Source organism: Frankia sp. CgJB1 (assembly GCF_977947065.1).
The window spans coordinates 1-18892 of sequence record NZ_CDWTNB010000071.1 but is presented as its reverse complement, the minus strand read 5'-3'; the positions used below and the strand labels follow the sequence as shown (position 1 = coordinate 18892).

The 18892-nt window shown below is 67.6% G+C and carries 15 protein-coding genes and 2 pseudogenes; 15 read left to right on the top strand and 2 right to left on the bottom strand.

The window, feature by feature from the left end; genetic code table 11:
- The 6 genes and pseudogenes from AC08OT_RS10260 to groEL all read left to right on the top strand — a co-directional run.
- Positions 1-238, top strand: a pseudogene (locus tag AC08OT_RS10260) (hypothetical protein); the annotation flags it as partial.
- 63 nt (positions 239-301) lie between these two features.
- Positions 302-433 (top strand): annotated as a pseudogene (locus tag AC08OT_RS10255) (iron-sulfur cluster assembly protein); the annotation flags it as partial.
- 268 nt (positions 434-701) lie between these two features.
- Positions 702-941 carry a hypothetical protein gene (locus AC08OT_RS10250; protein WP_476592680.1) on the top strand — a complete coding sequence of 80 codons (240 nt, stop codon included), beginning with the start codon at positions 702-704 and terminating at the stop codon, positions 939-941.
- A 25-nt stretch (positions 942-966) separates the two neighbouring features.
- Complete coding sequence (locus AC08OT_RS10245; protein ID WP_476592679.1) at positions 967-1992, top strand: NAD(P)-dependent alcohol dehydrogenase; 1026 nt, start codon at positions 967-969, stop codon at positions 1990-1992.
- A gap of 189 nt (positions 1993-2181) precedes the next feature.
- Positions 2182-2592, top strand: a complete 411-nt coding sequence (locus AC08OT_RS10240; RefSeq protein WP_476592678.1) for a TCP-1/cpn60 chaperonin family protein — start codon at positions 2182-2184, stop codon at positions 2590-2592.
- Positions 2537-3850 (top strand): chaperonin GroEL, encoded by a 1314-nt coding sequence (gene groEL, locus AC08OT_RS10235; RefSeq protein ID WP_476592677.1) that lies wholly within the window; start codon positions 2537-2539, stop codon positions 3848-3850. The genes AC08OT_RS10240 and groEL overlap by 56 nt, the downstream gene beginning before the upstream one ends.
- Before the next feature lie 178 nt (positions 3851-4028).
- On the opposite strand, the gene AC08OT_RS10230 is transcribed toward groEL, so the two are convergent.
- Positions 4029-5876, bottom strand: coding sequence for a sigma-54-dependent Fis family transcriptional regulator (locus AC08OT_RS10230; protein WP_476592676.1), 1848 nt, complete (start codon positions 5874-5876; stop codon positions 4029-4031).
- 182 nt (positions 5877-6058) lie between these two features.
- On the opposite strand from AC08OT_RS10230, the gene AC08OT_RS10225 reads away from it, so the two are divergent.
- From AC08OT_RS10225 to AC08OT_RS10190, 8 genes are read left to right on the top strand one after another with little or no spacing between them, the layout of a single operon-like run.
- Positions 6059-7972 carry a hydantoinase/oxoprolinase family protein gene (locus AC08OT_RS10225; RefSeq protein ID WP_476602757.1) on the top strand — a complete coding sequence of 638 codons (1914 nt, stop codon included), beginning with the start codon at positions 6059-6061 and terminating at the stop codon, positions 7970-7972.
- A gap of 51 nt (positions 7973-8023) precedes the next feature.
- Positions 8024-8452: an acetone carboxylase subunit gamma gene (locus AC08OT_RS10220; protein WP_476592674.1), complete on the top strand. Its 429-nt coding sequence runs from the start codon at positions 8024-8026 to the stop codon at positions 8450-8452.
- A gap of 22 nt (positions 8453-8474) precedes the next feature.
- Positions 8475-10601 (top strand): hydantoinase/oxoprolinase family protein, encoded by a 2127-nt coding sequence (locus AC08OT_RS10215; protein ID WP_476592673.1) that lies wholly within the window; start codon positions 8475-8477, stop codon positions 10599-10601.
- Positions 10602-10636: 35 nt separating this feature from the next.
- Positions 10637-12961, top strand: a complete 2325-nt coding sequence (locus AC08OT_RS10210) for a hydantoinase B/oxoprolinase family protein (protein WP_476592672.1) — start codon at positions 10637-10639, stop codon at positions 12959-12961.
- Between the two features lie 35 nt (positions 12962-12996).
- Complete coding sequence (locus AC08OT_RS10205) at positions 12997-13809, top strand: hypothetical protein (protein ID WP_476592671.1); 813 nt, start codon at positions 12997-12999, stop codon at positions 13807-13809.
- Position 13810: 1 nt separating this feature from the next.
- On the top strand, positions 13811-14602 hold the full coding sequence (locus tag AC08OT_RS10200; RefSeq protein ID WP_476602756.1) for a CoA transferase subunit A: 792 nt from the start codon (positions 13811-13813) through the stop codon (positions 14600-14602).
- Between the two features lies 1 nt (position 14603).
- A complete protein-coding gene (locus AC08OT_RS10195) occupies positions 14604-15290 on the top strand; it encodes a 3-oxoacid CoA-transferase subunit B (protein WP_476592669.1) in 687 nt (228 codons plus the stop codon).
- A 29-nt stretch (positions 15291-15319) separates the two neighbouring features.
- Complete coding sequence (locus tag AC08OT_RS10190; protein WP_476592668.1) at positions 15320-16492, top strand: thiolase domain-containing protein; 1173 nt, start codon at positions 15320-15322, stop codon at positions 16490-16492.
- Between the two features lie 43 nt (positions 16493-16535).
- Here the strand turns inward: AC08OT_RS10190 and hpnR are convergent, their stop codons facing one another.
- Positions 16536-18044: a hopanoid C-3 methylase HpnR gene (gene hpnR / locus AC08OT_RS10185; protein ID WP_476592667.1), complete on the bottom strand. Its 1509-nt coding sequence runs from the start codon at positions 18042-18044 to the stop codon at positions 16536-16538.
- A 396-nt stretch (positions 18045-18440) separates the two neighbouring features.
- Here hpnR and AC08OT_RS10180 point away from each other — a divergent pair, with 396 nt between their 5' ends.
- On the top strand, positions 18441-18593 hold the full coding sequence (locus tag AC08OT_RS10180; protein ID WP_476592666.1) for a hypothetical protein: 153 nt from the start codon (positions 18441-18443) through the stop codon (positions 18591-18593).
- Positions 18594-18892 lie beyond the last annotated feature (299 nt).

The window sequence follows — 18892 nt, the reverse complement described above, 5'->3', positions numbered from 1 at the left end:
GAACAGCCGGAACCAACACACCGACGACCATCAAGATCCAACTAGTAGAAGCGGCATTGGCCAGATCCCGGAGGACATGCAGGCCGAGTACGGCGTGCTCACCCCCGACATCAAGCGCAAAATTCTCGGTCTCAACGCGGCCGCGCTCTACGACATCGAGGTACCGGCCGAGGTTAGCGGGGCGGGCAGCGGTGCTCCGGCGTCGACGCCTCTCGTGGGCGCAGGGCAGTCCGTATGACCACACCCACAGTAACCAAGTAGGACCGGCCTGGCCGCGGACGTCTGGGAAGCTTTGGGGCGGGTGTACGACCCGGAGCTCGACCAGCCCGTCACCGAGCTGGGATTCGTCCATGCTCTGGTGGCCCAGGACGGGCGGGTGCAGGTTCGGCTCAGGCTCCCGACCTACTTCTGCGCGCCGAACTTCGCCTACCTGATGGTGTCCGACGCGCACGACGTGGTGAAGGAGCTGCCAGGGGTCACCGAGGTGGACGTGGCCCTGGAGGATCACTTCGCCGCCGAAGAGATCAACGCCGGAGTCGCCGCCGGAGACGGTTTCCCGGCGAGTTTCCCCGGGGAGGCCACCGGAGGCCTCGACGACCTGCGGATGACCTTCCTGCGTAAGGCGCACACCGCCAGCGGCCAAGCGCCTGGTAGCCGAGGGTTGGTCACCCGAGTCGCTGTACCGGGCCCGGCTGGCGGACATGCCGGAGTCGCCGGAACGACACAGCCTGCTGCGCCGACGGGACGCCCTCGGAGTGTCCCTGGCTCCCGAGGCGCCGCTGTTCGTCGACGACGACGGCCGTCCGATCGATCGCGAGGCGCTGCCTCTCCGGCTGCGATTTGCCCGGACCGTCCGGGTGACGATCGACGCAAACACCACGGTCTGCCGCGGTCTGCTGGAGACGCGGTACGGCCCTGTGGACCGCACACCCATGACGTGACAGCAACGAACGCGGAGGTGGGCCGATGAGGGCCGTCCAGGTCATCAAGTACGACAACGCGCCGCGGCTGGTAGACGTCCCCGAGCCCAAGATCCTCCATCCGCTGGATGTGGTGGTCAGAATCGGCGGCGCCGGTGTCTGTCGGACCGACCTGCATATCATCGAAGGGCAGTGGGAGCAGAAGTCGGGCGTGACCCTGCCGTACGTGCTCGGGCACGAGAATGCCGGCTGGGTGCACGAGGTTGGTTCGGCGGTGAGCGACATAGCCGTGGGCGATCCGGTCATCCTGCACCCGCTGGTCACCTGCGGGCTGTGCCAGGCCTGCCGGGACGGCGACGACGTGCACTGCGCCCGGGCGTCCTTCCCCGGGATCGACAGCGACGGCGGCTACGCCGAACTCCTGCGGACCAACGCCCGGTCGGTGGTCAAACTCGACCCGTCGTTGCAGCCGGCGGATGTGGCGGCACTGGCCGACGCCGGACTGACCGCTTACCACGCGGCACGCAAGGCAGCCGCGGCACTGAGTCCCGGTGACCGGGTCGTGGTGATCGGAGCCGGCGGTCTAGGCCACATCGGTGTGCAGGTGCTGCGTGCCCTCACCCCAGTCAAGATCATCGTCGTCGACCGCTCCGCCGAGGCGTTGCGGCTCGCCGGCGAACTGGGCGCCGACCACACGGTGCGGGCCGACGGCAGCGAGGTGTCCGCGGTACTCGATCTCACCGGGGGCAACGGCGCCGAGGCGGTCATCGACTTTGTCGGTGAAGGCGGTGCGATCGAAGCGGGTGTCGCCATGCTGCGTCGCGCCGGTTCGTACTATGTTGTCGGCTATGGCGGGGTGCTGAACGTCCCCACCATCGACATCATCTCCACTGAGATCAACTTCATCGGTAACCTGGTCGGATCGTACAGCGACCTCGTCGAGCTGATGGTTCTCGCAACCCGTGGCAAGGTCACCCTGCACACGAGTGCCTACCCCCTGGCAGAGTTCCACCAGGCGCTCGACGACCTTCACCACGGCAAGGTGCGCGGTCGGGCGATCCTGATCCCCTGATCTACTGATCACCCGGACCCGGTCTGTGAATGGCTCGGGAACCCAGGGCTCCGGCGGCGCGACTGTGCGATCGGATCGGGCTCCAGGTGGGGCTGGCTTCGCCATCATGCCCCGCCAGCTGCTCGCCGCCACGATCGTGCCGCCCTCGGCCCGCCCTGACGGATGCAGAGCGGAAGGACTGAGGAAGAGATGGCCAAGGATCTGCGGTTCAACGTCGAGGCGCGTCGCCTGCTGGAGGCCGGGGTCAATGCCCTGGCGGACGCCGTCAAGGTGACTCTGGGTCCAAAGGGCCGCAACGCCGTCATCGAAAAACTGACCGGGCCACCCACCATCACCAATGACGGTGTGACCATAGCCAGGGAGATCCAGCTGCGTAACCCCTTCGCCAACATGGGGGCGCAACTGGTCAAGGAGGTCGCGACCAAGACCAACGGCACTGCCGGCGACGGAACCACCACCACCGTGCTCGCGCAGGCCCTCGTCCGGGAGGGTCTGCATGCCGTGGACGGGGGCGCCAACCCGATGTTTCTCAAGAGCCAACCCGATGTTTCTCAAGAACGGCATCGAGGCTGCCGTGGCCGCCCTGCTGGAGGAGTTTGAAAAGTACCGGGGAGAGGTCGATGGCGAGGCCGATCTTGCCCGGATGGCGACCCTCGCCGCCAACAACGATGCCCGGATCGGCGACGTCGTGGCCGCGACCCTTGGCCGGGTGGGCTGTGACGGGGTGGTCACGGTCGAGGAATCCCCGCTATTCGGACTCGAGGTCAGCTTCGTGGACGGTATCGAGTTGGACAACGGGTACCTCTCGCCGTACATGGTCACCGACACCGAGCGGATGGAGGCCGCCTACACCGACCCCTACATCCTGTTGACCAACGAGAAGATCTCTCAGGTTCAGATCCTGATGCCGGTCCTCGAGCTGGTCACCCGGGCCGGCGGCCAGTTGATCGTCTTCGCGGAGAACGTCGAGGGACCGGCACTGGGCATGCTGGTCGCCAACAATGTGCACGGGACCTTCCGGTCCGCGGTGGTCCGGGCACCCGGTTTCGGTCACCGCCGGTTGGCAGAGCTCAACGATCTCGCGGTTTTTCTGGGCGGTCAGGTGATTACCGCGGATGCCGGGCTTTCCCTGGACCGGGTCACCCTCGGCCAGCTCGGGCGTTGCAAGAAGGCCACCATTACCGAGCATGTGACTACGATCGTCGACGGCGCCGGTTCCGCCACCGAGATCCATGCCCGGATCGACCAGCTCAAGCGGGAGTTCGAACGGGCGGAGAACGCCCACGACCAGGACACGTTGCAGACCCGGATCGCCCGGCTGTCCGGCGGCGTCGCGGTGATCAGGGTCGGCGCCGTGACCGGCGTGGAGCTGAAGGAGAAGCTGCACCGGGTCGAGGACTCCCTCGCGGCGGCACGGGCTGCTCTCGCCGAAGGTGTCGTGGCAGGCGGTGGTACCGCACTGCTGCAAGCGGCCTCGGCCCTTGACAAGCTCACGCTGGCCGGCGACGCCGCTGAAGGCAGGGAGATCGTCCGGCGGGCCATCGCCGAACCACTGCGCTGGATCGCGATCAACACTGGCTATGACGGCGACGAAGTGGTCAAGCGGGTCGCCGAGCTGCCGCGCGGTCACGGTTTCAACGCCGCGACCGGAGAATACGGGGACATGGCCGGCTTCGGTGTCATCGACCCGGTGAAAGTCACCCGTTGCGCGCTGCAGAGCGCGGCGTCGATCGCCGCGCTCTTGCTGACAACGGAAACCCTGGTTGTCGAGGAGGTCATCGGCAACCAGGGCGCCGTGATTGCTCCCGGATTCGGGGATCTCGCGGAGGGCCTGGTCCGGCCTTCCAACATCGCCTGATCGGCAGGAACGGTCTCGCGCCCGGTCAGCATCACCGTTTCCGGAGCGGATGACGCCGGTCCGGCGGGCCGCCTACCGCCGGACCGGCTTCGCGACTCTCCGCTTCGTACGGACCGCCGGCGCGGGGCGTGCCCTGGTTCAGACTGGACCAAGGGCGATCCGCCCCACCTGGGACGCGTCAGGCGGTGATGCCGTAGGCCTTCAGCTTGCGGTAAAGGCCGGACCGCGACATCCCGAGCCTGGCGGCCGCCAGCATTCGGTTGCCCTCGGTCTCTTGGAGGGCGGCGACAATCGTGTCCCGCTCAGCTGCCTCCAGCGGGGTGAGCACGTGCCGCGAGGTGGTCTGGCAGTACGCCGGCAGGTCCTGGGCCTGGATCTCCCCGACCGGTCGCCGCCGCAGCGCGTGTTCGAGGGCCTCGCGCAGCTGGGAGACGTTGCGTGGCCAGGAGTAGCGCGCGATGATCCGTTCGGCGGCTGGACTGAGCCGCACCTTGCGGTTGGGGGCTATGCCGCGCAGGACCGACGAGGTGATGGTGGAGAGGTCATCGGTACGGCATCGCAGCGGCGGCACGGTGATCGCTACCTCGAAGTGGCCGAGGAGTGCGTGGAACGGCAGGTCGGAGTCCAGCGAGGAGTCCGACAGGGTCGCAACGAATGAGGTGGTGCCGTCGAGCCGGCCGATCGCAGTCAAGAACGCGTCGAGCTGTTCGACTCCTTCGGTGCTGGCCTGGTCGACATTGCGGACGATGTAGAGGGTCGGCTCTGGCTTGCCCGCGAGCAGAGAGTCGATGTCGGTCTCGGAGTTCTCGATGGTCAGCTGGGAGGCGTCCATCGACACGCTTCGGCTGCCCGGGTGCGAGGCGTGGAAGATCTCGGCGACCAGGGTGAACTTGCCGGTGCCGGTCTCACCGAGCACGATCGCCGGCTTCTCCGCCATGAGGGCTTCGCGCAGCTTGTCGCACGCGCGTACCCACGCCGGTGACCGGCCACCGGTAATGGTCTCGTGCGGCCGGTACAGGTCGCCGGCGATGCGGGAGGTCTGCGGGGTCGCGACCGCGATCTGTGGCAGCACCTGCTCGGTGAAGTCGCCCGGCGATCCGGCCTTCTCCGTGGCAACGAGGTCGGCGATCACCACCATGCCGGCCACCTCGGAGCCGGTCAGGATCCGGGCGCCTCGGATGTGGACCATGCGTCCCCCCGGCAGGACCAGGGTGTCGCTCACCCGGTCGCGGCGGCTCATGAGGAAGGTCGCGTGCTCACGCAGGGTCAGCTGCTCGCTGGCGTCGAACAGGCGCTGGGCCGTGGCGTTGGCGATGAAGACCGAGTCACCGAAGGCGAAGACGGCCTGCCGGGACGCCCGGGCTTCGGCGCGCAGGTAGGTCTCGCAAACGGCCTGCTGGGACTGGCTGCGATCCAGCAACAGGTTGCGGCTGATGTCCTTGGCGGCACTCTTCACCAAGGTGTGCATCAGCGGGCTCCAGGTCTGGGTGAGCGTGGAGATGTCCAGCACTCCCTCTACCCGGCCGGTGAGAGGATCGATGACCGGGGCGCCGGTGCAGGCGAAGCATTGCAGGGGCTCGGTGAAGTGCTCCGGCCCGACGATGCTGACCGGCTGACCGGCCTCGATCACGGTGCCCACACCGTTGGTGCCCATCATCGACTCGGAGTAGTTGAACCCTGGCGCGAATTCGACCCTGTCGAGCAACCGCCCGACCGTCGATGACAAGTCGATGCGCTGAACCAGCCTGGCCTTGTGGTCGGTCAGGGCGATGACCAGCGGGAGGTCCGCGGTGTCGTTGCCGAGCTGAGTGAGCACCGGGCGTGCGCAGCGCACCAGCCGGGACCCGGTGTCGATGTCGTCGATGTAGTCGCTGTGCGGCCGTGCGCTGTCGACGCCGGCCGCCTGGCTGCGTTCCCATGATGCCGCGAGCACGTCGGGGACACCGACGGCACCCGCGCGGCCGCACTCCAGGAAGTCTGCCCGGGCTGCGGCCGCCCGTAAGAGGCGGTTCGCGGTGTCCGGCATGTGCACCTCCTCGGGGGTCCTGGATGGCCCCGTGGAAGAACATCGTGGCTGAGAGCCACGCCACATCCAAGAACAGTGAGTGTCCAATTTTGGGACACCGACACCCGGTGGGACACCAGCAGGGTTGTCCCAACAACGGGGCCTGCGCATGGAACCCAGGGAGTCACGAACCGAGGAGCGTCATGGACACCCTGATCAACATCGACAACGGTGGCACGCTTACCGACATCTGCGTCTGGGATGGCGACCAGTTCACCTACACCAAGACCCTCACTACTCCGCACGACCTGTCGGAGTGCCTCTTCGACGGGATCGAGAAGGCCTCGGCCGCCCTCTACGGCGAGGCCAACACGGAGAAGCTTCTGCACGCTACGCAACACATCCGCTACTCGACCACGCAGGGCACCAACGCCCTGGTCGAGCGGCGGGGCCCGATGATCGGCATCCTCAGCACGATGCCGGGCCTGTTCGAGCAGATGCGCAGCCGTGAAGCCGAGAAGGACCTCTTCGACGGCCTGATCGCCGACCGGGTGCTCACCATCGACATGGGCGCGACCGATGAGGAGATCGACTTCGAAGTCGTCCAGCGGATCAACCAGCTCACCACCCTGGGTGCCGCCCGGGTGGTGGTGGCTGGTGAGTCGCCGGAACAGGAGCGTCGCCTACGCAGCGTGTTGCTGCGCAAGTTCCCGCGGCACCTGCTCGGCTCGATCCCGCTCCTGTACTCGTGGTCCCTCGCCGGCGACCGGGACCACCCGCGCCGGGTGTGGTCGTGCGTGCTCAACTCGTTCCTGCACCCGACCATGGAGCGGTTCCTGTACGCGGCGGAGCGGCGGCTGAAATCGTACAGGGTGCTCAACCCACTGCTGGTCTACCGCAACGACGGAGCCTCCTCGCGGGTGGCCAAGGCGGTGGCGCTGAAGACGTACTCCTCCGGGCCGCGCGGCGGCTTGGAGGGTACGGCGGCGCTGGCTCGCACGTACGGCCTCGAGCACACGCTGATGATGGACATCGGCGGCACCACCACCGACGTGGGGGTCGTCCGCGGCGGTGCGGCGGCGGCCGATGAGCGCGGCACCATCGAGGGCGTCTCGATCTCCTACCCGATGAGCAACGTGCACTCGACCGGTGTCGGCGGGTCCTCGGTGATCTCGATGGTGGACGGGCAGATCACGGTCGGGCCACGCAGTGCGGGGGCGGCCCCCGGCCCGGCCTGCTTCGGCTTCGGTGGCAAGGAAGCCACGATCACCGACGTCAACCTGCTGCTCGGCATCCTCGACGCCAGCACCTACCTCGACGGCACCTTCCGGCTCGACGCCGACCGTTCGGCCGCGGTCATCACCGAGACCATAGCCGAGCCGCTGGACATCAGCCTGGAGGAGTCGCTGATCCGGATGGAGCAGGCCTACTTCGAGGCGCTGGCACACTCCTTCGCGCACCTGATCCAGGAGAACTCGACCCTCGTCGCCTTCGGTGGCGCCGGCCCGATGAGTGCCGTCGGTGCCGCTCGTCCGGCAGGGGTGAAGAAGGTGCTGATCCCGCGGATGGCAGCGGTCTTCTCCGCGTTCGGCATTGCCTTCTCCGACATCGGCAAGACCTACGAGGTCGGCGTGCCGGAGCCGACCACGGCAAGCACCACGGCGACGTACGACGAGATGCTCGCCCGGGCCAGGCGCGACATTTTCCAGGAGGGCTACGACCTCGACGACTGCCGCACCGAGGTATTGCTCACCATCGAGGAGACCGACGGGTCGCCGGTGGAGACCAGGCCGTACCAGTCCGGCGACGCCGTGGACTTCCCCGGGAAGCAGGTCTCCCTGCAACTGTCGGTGACGGCCGCGCTGCCGCACCCCGAGGTTGCTCCCGACACCGACGTGCCCGCGATCCGGGTGACGAGCAATGAGACCCGCCTGGTCCGTTCCGCGCCCGACCAGGTCGACAAGGTGCCGGTGTTCGTGCTCGCCGAGACGCCGCCCGGTGGGAGTGGCGAGGGCCCGGTGATCGTCGAGGGTCCGTTCTTCACCGCTCGCGTGCTGCCCGGCTGGCAGTTCCGGGTCACCGCCTCGGGGGACCTGCTGCTGACCGACACCCAGTGACCTCCTTGACCACCCCGAGCATCCCCTGACCGCCACGAGAGGAAAGTCATCATGCGGGTTCCCATGACCGAATACCTGGTCATCGATCTCGATACCGAGCGCTGGGTCTGCCGGGTGTGCGGCCGCGACATCTGGTCTGCCCACGGGAACTACAAGCTCGGCTGCCTGGTCTACGACCGCGACCCACGGGAGATCCACCAGCCGATCATCGACCCCGACCGCTACGAGTTCACCTTTTCCCCGGACCCGGCGTACTGCCGGATCCTGGAATTCTACTGCCCCGGCTGCGCCACCCAGATCGAGACCGAATACGTGCCGCCGGGACACCCGCCGACGGCCGATCTCGTCATCGACGTCGCCGCGCTGCGCGCCCAGTGGGAGGAACGCGGCGTCGACCCCGAGCAGGTCCACAACTACGGGCCCGGCGAGGACGCGCAGAAATACACCGCCATGCACAAGGCGGCCGGCCACATCCGCTGATCTCGCAGGGAGAACCGAGACAATGAAACGTATCTCCGTCGACATCGGCGGCACCTTCACCGACTGCTTCTTCGTTTGGGACGAGACCTACGTCGAGGCGAAGGCGCTGACCACGCACCACAACCTGGCGCTGGGCTTCAACGAGGCGCTCGACCTGGCGTGCAGCCGGGCCGGACTGGACCGCGGCACCGTGCTCACCGAGGTCGACTCGGTCCGCTACGCCACCACCCTGGGCACCAACGCTCTCATCGAGCGCAAGGGACCCAAGGTGGGGGCGATCGTCACTCATGGCTTCGAGGACACCATCCCGCTCTCCCGCGGCCGGGGGTACGGCGAGGGCCTGGACTACTCGATGCAACAGAACCTCCCGGCAGCCGAACGGCCCGAGCCGCTGGTGTCGCGGTACCTGATCCGCTCGGTCAAGGAACGCGTCAACTCGGCCGGCAAGATCGTGGCGAGGCTCGATCCCGAGGACGTCCGCACGGTGGTCCGTGAGCTGGTGGATGCCGGCGCCGAGGCCCTGGTGGTTTCGCTGGTCAACGCCACCGAGAATCCCGAGCACGAGCTGGCGATCCAGGAGATCATTCTCGACGAGTTCCCGGCCCACGAGCTGGGTGCCATCCCGCTGCTGCTGGGCCACCAGGTCTCTGGTCGCAAGGGCGAATACGTGCGGGCGACCTCCACCATCGTGGACGGCTTCCTGCACGAGATCATGTTTCACGCGCTCAGCCAGCTCTCGAACAACCTGCGCGACTCCGGCTACGGCAAGCCGATGCTGGTCATCCACAACTCCGGTGGCATGGCGCAGATGAACTCCACCGACGCCCTGCAGACCATCCACTCCGGTCCGATCGCCGGCGTCGGCGCCGCGGAGCATCTGTCGAACGAGACGGGCCTGGGCCATGTGATCTCCACCGACATGGGCGGCACGTCCTTCGACATCGGCCTGGTGCCCGAGGGCGGCGTGAAGCACTATGACTTCCTGCCGACCATCGACCGCTGGCTGGTGTCGGTGCCGATGGTGCACCTCGACACGCTCGGTGCCGGCGGCGGCTCCATCGCGTCGTACGACCGGATCCACAACTCCATCAAGATCGGCCCGGAGTCGGCCGGCTCCAACCCCGGCCCGGCCTGCTACGACCGCGGCGGACTACGCCCGACGGTGACCGACGCCGACCTGTTGCTCGGCTATCTGGACCCGGACAACTACGCCAACGGCTACATCAGGATCAACCCGAAGCGCTCCCGGTTCGCCGTCGAAGAGAACTTGTGCGACCAGCTCGACATGGACGTTCTCGACATCGCCCGCGCGATCAAGGATGGCGTCGACGAGCAGATGGCGATCGGCATCGGCAAGGAGCTGCGGGTGCGCGGCTACTTGCCGGAGGACTTCACGATGCTCGCCTACGGCGGCAACGGTCCGCTGCACGCCTGCGGTATTGCTCGCCATGCCGGCATCAAGCAGATCCTGGCCCCGCCGTTCTCGTCGGTGTTCTCCGCCTGCGGCGCCGGCAACATGAAGCAGCTACACTTCCACGAGCGCGGCGTGCACATCACGATGTACAACGCCACCTCCCGGTCGCTGTACGACAAGTACGAGGAGTTCAACGCGATCGTCGAGGAACTCGAGGCCCGGGGCCGGGAGGACCTGGTGCGTCAGGGCTTCGCGGCCGAAGACGTGAAGTACCGCCTGGAACTGGACATGCGCTACGGCAACCAGTTGCTCACCCAGGCTGTCGCCCTCGACATCAACCGGATGAACGGTGTCGGCGACGTACTGCACATGATCCGCACCTTCGGTGATGTCTACAGTCACCGGTTCGGCGCCAGCAGCGCGGCACCCGAAGCCGGGATCCGGGTGGGGACCGTGCGGGTGGCCTCCTATGTCGACGGCGACGTCGTCAACTTCGACTCGCTGGAGGCCGGCGGCGAGCGCACGGTGCCGACCGAGGTGTCGCACCGCAAGGTCTACTTCATCGGCCAGGACGACTCGATCAAGACGCCGGTCTACGACCAGACCGCGCTGTCGCACGAGCGGGTGATCCCCGGTCCCGCGATCGTCACCACCGAGAACACCACCTACCTCGTCGAGCCGGGCTGGCGTCTGGAGCCGACGGTGCAGGGCGCCGTCTGGTTCCTGCAGGACTGATCGAGTACACCGTCGAGCGCACCAGGGAGAAGACGATGACTGTCACGGACGACAGCGCCACGCAGGAGCAGGCCACCGAGCAGAGCACCCTCACGCCCCAGGAGCGGGCGTGGGTCGACCAGTTCATGGACGAGACCACTCTCTTCCTCGGTCCCGACCCAGTGATCATGCGTGACCACTCCATCCAGGAACGGACGTCGCGGGAGGAGACGGCGATCGCCGCCGGTGTCGACCGGCTGGTGGTCGAGCGGATCCGCAAGCGGATTGCCGGTGCGCTCGACGAGGGCTACGAGATGTGCGAGGCACAGGGTGCCGCACCCGGGGCGAAGTGGGGTGACCTGACGACCGCGATCTACACCGCGGCCGGGGACGTCTCCTACCTCTCCTGCCACGGGGTGATCGCGTTCTCCGCGATCCTGCACCACCCGATCCGGTACATCGTGAAGTACTGGAAGGACGAGCCGACCGTCGGCATCCACGAGGGCGACGGATTCATCCACAACGATGCCCGGTTCGGCAACGTCCACAACACCGACCAGTCGATGATCATGCCGATCATACGTGGGGGCGAGATCATCGCGTGGGTGGCGGCGACCATCCACGAAGGCGAGAACGGCGCCTGCGAGCCGGGCGGCATGCCGTCAGGCTCGGAAACCCCGTTCGACGACGGCCTCCGGATGAGCCCGTTCAAGATTGTCGAGCGTGGTCATCTGCGCCGAGACCTGCTGACCTTCCTCCAGCACTCGGTGCGCGACCCCAAGCTGCAGCTGGCCGACCTGAAGGTGAAGATCACCGCGGTGCGCAAGATCATGGAGCGCATCGACAAGGTCATCGACGAGGTTGGCGTCGACACGTTCGTGGCGGCCCTGCGGGTCACCGTCGAGGACGTCGACGCCGAGGTCCGCCGCCGGATCTCCGAGCTTCCCGACGGCACGTACTCCTTCAACCAGTTCATGGATTCGACGCTGAAAGAGAACATCCTCATCAAGATCGCCTGCAAGATCCACGTCAAGGGCGACAAGATGACCGTCGACCTGCGTGGCACCGGACCGGAGATCATCAACCGGGCGATCAACTCTCCGCTGTGCTCGGTGAAGTCGATGATGATGCAGGCGATCCTGGCGTTCTGGTGGCCAGACCTGCCGCGCTGCACGGCGGCGATGAGCTGCATCGAGATCATTTCCGACGAGGGCACCTGGGCCGACGCGTCCTATGACGCCCCGATGGGGCAGTCGTTGCAGGCCTCGTTCCGAGGCTTCTCGATGATGCAGGCGCTCTACGGAAAGATGTCGTTCTCCATGCCGCACAAGTACTCGAACATCGTGGCTAACTGGTTCAACCAGATCAACACGTTCCTGTGGGGCGGTGTCACCCAGCACGGTGACATGGTCGGCAACCTGTGTGCCGACCTCAACGGCATGCCCGGGGGAGCCAAGCCCTTCCGGGACGGTGAGGACGCCGTCTCGCCGCTCTTCTGCGCCATGGCCGACACGGCCGAGCAGGAGGTCATGGAGGAGGAGGTGCCCTTCATGCAGCTGGTGGCCAAGCGCCTGGTCCGCGACAACATGGGCTTCGGCAAGTTCACCGGCGGCATGGGCTACGAGATGATCGTGGCCGCCGAGGGCACGCCGGAGTGGGGCTTCATGACGGTGACCTCCGGAGCGAAGTTCTCGTCCATCTACGGCATGTTCGGGGGCTACGGCTGCGGCACCTACCCGCTGGCGATGGTCAAGGGCACGAATGTCTACGAGCACATTCGCCGGGACAACAAGAAGTTCGACCTCTCGATTGAGAAGGTCATGAACGAGCGTCCGTTCCCGGATGGGAAGTACTCGACCTATCACATGGGTCTGCAGTACGACCGCGCCAAGGACGGCGAGCTCTACATGAGCTCCCAGGGTGCCGGTGGTGGGTACGGTGACCCGCTGGAGCGTCTACCTGAGTCGGTGGTGCGCGATGCCGAGCTCGGCCGGATCAGCCAGAAGGTCGCCGAGGAGATCTTCGGTGTCCGCTATGACCCGATCACCTTCCGGCTCGACGCCGAGGGCACCAGGCAGGCCCGCGAGCGGGTCCGCCAGACGCGCCTGACGCGCGGCAAGCCCTACGCGGAGTTCGTCAAGGATTTCGTCACCGAGGAGTCGCCGAAGGACCTCCTCTACTACGGCTCCTGGGGCGACGACACCAACGACCTCACCGCCACAGTGTTCACCATCGACGGTCCCCAGCGGGTCAAGGCGCCACTGAAGGAACTGCCGATCATCGTGATCCCGGACCGCCGGGAGCTGAAGATCGCGGCGCTGGAGGCGCGCGTGCGGGAGCTGGAGGACAGGCACGGCGAGGACGTCAAGCGTCTCGCCTGAGGTTCCGTCTCGCCTGAGGTTCAAGGAGCACTGAAATGTCTTCTCTCACTGCCCTGCTCGCTGCCGCGCCCGGCGGCCGGGCGCTGGTGATCGACCATGATGCCTACGCGACGGCAGTGCTACGGCAGGGCAGCGAGATCCCCTGGGGTGACCTCGCCGCCCTGACCGGGCACGTCGCCCAAGTCCATGCCCTGCTGGACCCGGATGCGGTGTTCATCAATGCCGAGGCGTTCTACGACGCGTATCTCGCGGCGACGCCTGACCTGGTGAGCGCCCTAGGGAAGCGTAGCCGCACGGGCTACGCGTTACGCACCCTGCTCGGTGACGAGCCCGCCGTCGAGCGGTTGGTGCTGACCATGCGCACGCTGGCGGACTCGACCCGGCGACGGGTCGTGCTGTCGGTGCCGTCGCCCGCGAGGTGGTTGCTGCGGGCACACGACCGGGCCGGTACGGGGCTGGACGAGGTGAGCGAGGACCACGCCGACAGCGCCTCCATGTACCTCGCCGAATGGCTGGGGCGCCTGGGGTCGCCGCCGCTGGGACTGCTGCTCCTTGATGCCCGGGCCTGCTCCGGGGACTCCGCCACGCTGGAGTCCCCGGAGCAGGCGGGTGGCTATACCTCGCTGACCAATGTGGCCGGGCACTTCGACTGGACGCTGGCGGTACGATTCGACTCCTCGGTTGACGTGGCCGGCGATGTCACGCGGGCTGTCGTCCTTCCCGAGGCGTTCTGGCATGGCGAGGGGGAGGCACCTCGTGACGGAGCCCAGCTTGTGCTGACCACCATCCCGGCCAATGCGCCGCCCGAGACGGTTCTGCTGCGCCGGGCCCTGCTAAAGGAGGGGTGAGATGGACAAGGTTGTGGCGTCGGCGCAGGAGGCGGTCGCCGACATCCCGGTCGGGGCCAGCGTGGCGAGTGGTGGCTTCGGGGTCTGCGGTATCCCGTCGGTGCTCCTTGCCGCGCTCGCCGATCAGGGGGCCTCGGACCTGACCATCATTTCCAACAACTGCGGGATCCCGGGTGTGGGTAACTCGCTGCTGCTGGAGGGCGGGCGGATCCGCCGTCTGGTGGCGTCGTACGTGGGGGAGAACAAGGAACTGGAACGGCAGTACCTCTCCGGGAAGGTCGAGATCGAGTTCAACCCGCAGGGGACGCTGGCGGAGCGGTTGCGCGCCGGTGGAGCCGGGATCGCCGCGTTCTACACCCGCACCGGCGTCGGCACGCAGGTCGCCGACGGCGGGCTGCCGATCAGGTATGACGCCTCGGGTGAGGTGGCGCTGGCCTCGCAGCCCAAGCCGACCGAGGTCTTCGAGGTCGACGGGGTGCCGCAGGTCTTCGTGCGGGAGACGGCGCTGCGGCCGGACTTCGCCCTGGTGCGGGCCCGGCGTGGTGACCGGCACGGCAACCTGGTTTTCCGCAAGGCCGCCCGCAACTTCAACCCGCTCTGCGCCATGGCCGGGAGGGTGACGATCGCGGAAGTGGAGGAACTCGTCGAGCCGGGTGCGCTGGAGCCCGACGAGATCCACCTGCCCGGAGTCTTCGTGCAGCGGGTGGTGGCGTTGACGCCCGACCAGGCCGCGGACAAGGGGATCGAGCGGCTCACCCTGCGTGCCGTCACGACTGCTGCAGGAGGTGCCTGACATGCCTTGGTCCCGGGACGACATGGCCGCCCGTGCGGCGGCGGAACTCAACGACGGGGACTACGTCAACCTCGGCATCGGTCTGCCGACGCTGGTTCCCAACCACGTGCCCGACGGCGTGGAGATCGTGTTGCAGAGTGAGAACGGCATCCTCGGCCTGGGCCCCTACCCGGTCGCCGGCGAGGAGGACCCGGATCTCATCAACGCCGGCAAGGAAACGGTGACGACCGCGACGGGAGCAAGCTTCTTCGACTCCGCCACCAGTTTCGGGATGATCCGTGGGGGGAAGATCGATGCGGCGATCCTCGGCGCCATGCAGGTCAGCGAGCGCGGGGACCTGTCGAACTGGGTGGTGCCCGGCAAGCTGGTCAAGGGCATGGGGGGCGCGATGGACCTGGTCCACGGCGCCCGCCGCGTGATCGTTCTGATGGAGCACTGCGCCAAGGACGGATCGCCGAAGATCCTGCCCGAGAACACGCTCCCGCTGACCGGCACGGGTGTCGTGCAGCGCATCATCACCGACCTCGCCGTCATCGACGTGACCTCCGATGGTCTGGTGCTGGTGGAGACGGCGCCGGGCGTCACAGCCGACGACGTGCAGAAGGTGACACCGGTACGGCTGGCTCGGGTGGGCACGAAGCCTGGTGCCGGCGTGGCGGGCGGACCTGCCGGGGTGTCTCAGCAGTGAAGGGTGTCTGAGCGTTGAAGGGACCGGATGTGGACCACGATGATGTGGAGATCGTGGGCTGGGGTCATACCCCGTTTGGCCGTCTGCCCGAGGAGACTCTGGAGTCGCTGATCGTCGCCGCCGCGCGGGAGGCGATCGCGTCGGCGGGCCTGCGCCCGCGGGAGATCGACGAAATTGTTCTCGGTACCTACAACGCGGGGTTGCAGCCGTTGGCGTTTCCTTCCTCGCTGGTCCTGGAGGCCGATGACGATCTGCTGTTCACCCCGGCGACCCGGGTGGAGAACGCGTGTGCGAGCGGGTCGGCCGCGCTGCTGTGCGGGGTGCGGGCGATCCAGTCCGGGCAGGCGCGCCGGGTGCTGGTGGTCGGGGCGGAGAAGATGACCCACGCGCCGGCCGAGGCTGTCGGCGGGGCTTTGCTGGGTGCCGACTACGAGCATGCCGGCGGGTTGTCCGGTGCCGGGTTCGCGCGGTTGTTTGCCGATGTCACCGAGGCCTACTTCACCAAGTACGGTGATCACAGTGACGCGCTGGCACGGATCGCGGCGAAGAACCACCGTAACGGGGTGGTGAACCCGTACGCCCATCTGCGTTCCGATCTCGGCTTCGAGTTCTGTAGCACGGTCGGTCCGCGTAATCCGATGGTCGCGGGCCCGCTGCGGCGCACGGACTGCTGCCCGGTCTCGGATGGTGCCGCCGCGGTGGTGCTGGCCGCGCCGGGTAGTGCGCCGCGTACCCCGACGGTGCGGATCCGTGCCCTGGCGCAGGCCAACGATTTCCTGCCGGCCGCGCGGCGTCATCCGCTGGCGTTCGCCGCCGCGCACTGGGCCTGGCAGGCGGCGTTGGGGCAGGCCCGGGCGCGGCTGTCCGACCTGCACCTGCTGGAACTCCACGACTGTTTCACCATCGCGGAGCTGCTGGAGTACGAGGTCGTCGGGTTGTGCCCGCCCGGCGGCGGGGGTCAGGTCATCCTCGGTGGGGTCGTGGACCGGGACGGCACGCTGCCGGTCAACCCCTCCGGGGGGTTGAAGGCCAAGGGCCATCCGGTTGGTGCCACCGGGGTGTCCCAGCATGTGATGGCGGTGCTGCAGCTCACCGGCAACGCCGGGGCGATGCAGATCCCCGGGGCCACCGTCGCCGGGGTGTTCAACATGGGTGGCCTGGCGGTCGCCAACTATGCGAGTGTCCTGGAACGGGTGCGATGAGCGCCCGCACCGGCCGGGACCCGTACCGGTTTCGTTCGGGTCGTCATGGATCAGTCCTCTCCCGTTCCCGGCTCGCCACCGGATGGCGTGCGGCGGGCTGATGGACGTACAGCTCGCGCCGCCGCGGGGTCATGGCCGCGGGGACGGGCTCCGGCAGCCGGTAGCGGGCGGGATGCTGGTGCTCGGCGTACAGCCGGTCGGCATTGTAGACCCGGGGGAACTTCCAGAGCATCCGTGGGAAGTTCGTCTGGCCGTGCGCCAGGTTCGCGGTGACGATCCGGGCGGTCGCGGCAAGCGCCTTCGCGCCGAGGTGTTTGCGGTTGAGGACCGCCTGGGTGGAGACGAGCTCGCGGTAGAAGCGGTCGAGGGGAAGCCGGGTGGGGACGACGGCGTGCTGGATGTCGAACAGCCGGTAGTCCAGGGTGGTGAGCCGCCGGGACTGAGTGTGCCAGATCTCCGTACCCGGGTAGGGGGTGCACACCGTGAGATGCACGATTTCCGGCACCGACAACGCCCATTCGTGGACGAGACGGAACTGCTTCTCGTCCCAGTCCGGGTCGGCGATGAGGTTCACCGCGACCGTGATGCCGATCTTTCGGGCGACTTCGAGGGCGCGGATGTTCTCGTCCGGGGAGATCCGCTTGTGGTGGAGGTCCAAGCCGTCCGCGTCGAGGGCCTCCATGCCCAGAAACATGTATTCGAGGCCGAGGCGGCGCCAGCGCTCGAACACCTCGGGATGGCGCAGCAGGACGTCGCTACGGGTTTCCAGATAGTACCGTTTGCGAATCCCTCGGCGTTCGACCTGATCGGCGATGGCCATGCCGTGTTCGGGCCTGATGAAGGCGACGTCATCGACGATGAAGACGTTCGGTGCCCGGATGGCGGACAGTTCCTCGCCGGCCGCGTCCGGGGAGAGGCGGCGGTAGCTGCGGCCGTAGAAGGTCCAGGCGCTGCAGAAGGAGCAGTCCCATGGGCAGCCGCGGGTGAACTCGACCGATGCGCACGGGTCCAGCTCCCCGATGAAGTAGCGGCGGCGGTGGGCCAGCAGATGGCGGGCCGGCAGCGGCTCGTCGAGGCTGGGTAGCAGGGCCGGGATCGGGCCCGCCCCGTCGGCGGTGACCGCGCCCGGGACGTCGGCGAGACGGGCGCGGTCGGCCTCGAGGATGCGCGGGGCGACCACTTCGCCCTCGCCGCACGCGACCACATCGAGTGCGCCGTCGCCCTGCTTCAGCAGGTGCTCGGCGATGAAGGAGACGCTGTGGCCGCCGGCCACGACCAGGCAGCCGGGCAGCTCCCGCTTCGCCCGGTGCGCGAGCTCGATGACCTCGGGGACGTTCGCGAGGTAGTTCACCCCGAACATCACCGCGTCGGGACGACACTCTCGCAGGCGGCGCGCGTAGGTGGCCGGTTTCTCCACCTGAAGATCGATCAGGCTCACCTCGTGGCCCGCGGCGAGCAGCGCGGCCGCCACCCGTTCCAGCCCCAGCGGTTCGAGCCGTAGAAAGATCTTCGAGTACATCAGCGCGCTGGGATGAACCAGTAGGACACGCATGATGCTCCTCTCGACTGTTCGAGGACGGCCCTGGGTGTTCGAGGACGGGCCTGGGCGGACCGGACTGACGCGGACTGCTGCGGTCCCGTCCCGAACGTGCGTGCCGGGTACCCTGCGTGCCGGGTACTGCCCGTGGATCGCTCCCTGCCCGGGGCGCCGACTCCGCGTCGCCTGTCATCTTCCTGTTCCTGCCCCGGAGCGCCGGCCTGACTCGGGAACGAACCTTACATTCGGCTGACAATGACGTCGGTGCGTCGGGCACCGGTCCTTCAACGGCCCGAGAGCCCGGCCGGGACCGGCCGGGCTCGGCTACCGGCACGTTCCGCGACTGATCGTGGCGGATCGGCTGCTTGCGGCGGGGAGCGGGCGGTTGCGGGGGAGGGGCTCGATCAGCTGGTGGTCTTGGACCAGGTGCCGTCGCAGGCGAACCAGGTCGAGGAGGCACTCGTGGCGGGGCGGGACGCCGCGCAGATCAAGCAAGCTGCCGCTGAGCTGTGGGCGAAGACGAACTCGAGCCTCCCGTCCCCCCGGGCCTGGCGGGGCCCATAATGGGCATTCCCGGAACGGGAGCATCAGTCAACAGGCGACCACCGTTCGAACGGCGTGTCGAGGGGATCAACTCGCCTGGCTCAACCAATAAAAACTTGGCCTGAGCTCGGAGAGCAACGTAACAGCCGTCGAAGGCACTTTCGGCGGGCTCCCACGAGATGCTGGTCACAGCGGAGAACCGATGTCCAGGGAAATTCAACCGACAAACATGGCATCGGAACAGCCGGGTACTTCTGCGGCGAGCGGTGCTGGCCGGCTCGTTCGGTGAGCGTCGCGCTGCGCACGTCACGCCGTGTCCG

What these genes read in the sequence shown, in the direction of transcription:
- AC08OT_RS10225 (WP_476602757.1), top strand. Translation starts at nt 6,059, where the DNA reads ATGGACACCCTGATCAACATCGACAACGGTGGCACGCTTACCGACATC.
- AC08OT_RS10250 (WP_476592680.1), top strand. Translation starts at nt 702, where the DNA reads ATGCCGGAGTCGCCGGAACGACACAGCCTGCTGCGCCGACGGGACGCC.
- groEL (WP_476592677.1), top strand. Translation starts at nt 2,537, where the DNA reads ATGTTTCTCAAGAACGGCATCGAGGCTGCCGTGGCCGCCCTGCTGGAG.
- AC08OT_RS10215 (WP_476592673.1), top strand. Translation starts at nt 8,475, where the DNA reads ATGAAACGTATCTCCGTCGACATCGGCGGCACCTTCACCGACTGCTTC.
- hpnR (WP_476592667.1), bottom strand. Translation starts at nt 18,044, where the DNA reads ATGCGTGTCCTACTGGTTCATCCCAGCGCGCTGATGTACTCGAAGATC.
- AC08OT_RS10220 (WP_476592674.1), top strand. Translation starts at nt 8,024, where the DNA reads ATGCGGGTTCCCATGACCGAATACCTGGTCATCGATCTCGATACCGAG.
- AC08OT_RS10245 (WP_476592679.1), top strand. Translation starts at nt 967, where the DNA reads ATGAGGGCCGTCCAGGTCATCAAGTACGACAACGCGCCGCGGCTGGTA.
- AC08OT_RS10205 (WP_476592671.1), top strand. Translation starts at nt 12,997, where the DNA reads ATGTCTTCTCTCACTGCCCTGCTCGCTGCCGCGCCCGGCGGCCGGGCG.
- AC08OT_RS10210 (WP_476592672.1), top strand. Translation starts at nt 10,637, where the DNA reads ATGACTGTCACGGACGACAGCGCCACGCAGGAGCAGGCCACCGAGCAG.
- AC08OT_RS10230 (WP_476592676.1), bottom strand. Translation starts at nt 5,876, where the DNA reads ATGCCGGACACCGCGAACCGCCTCTTACGGGCGGCCGCAGCCCGGGCA.
- AC08OT_RS10200 (WP_476602756.1), top strand. Translation starts at nt 13,811, where the DNA reads ATGGACAAGGTTGTGGCGTCGGCGCAGGAGGCGGTCGCCGACATCCCG.
- AC08OT_RS10240 (WP_476592678.1), top strand. Translation starts at nt 2,182, where the DNA reads ATGGCCAAGGATCTGCGGTTCAACGTCGAGGCGCGTCGCCTGCTGGAG.
- AC08OT_RS10195 (WP_476592669.1), top strand. Translation starts at nt 14,604, where the DNA reads ATGCCTTGGTCCCGGGACGACATGGCCGCCCGTGCGGCGGCGGAACTC.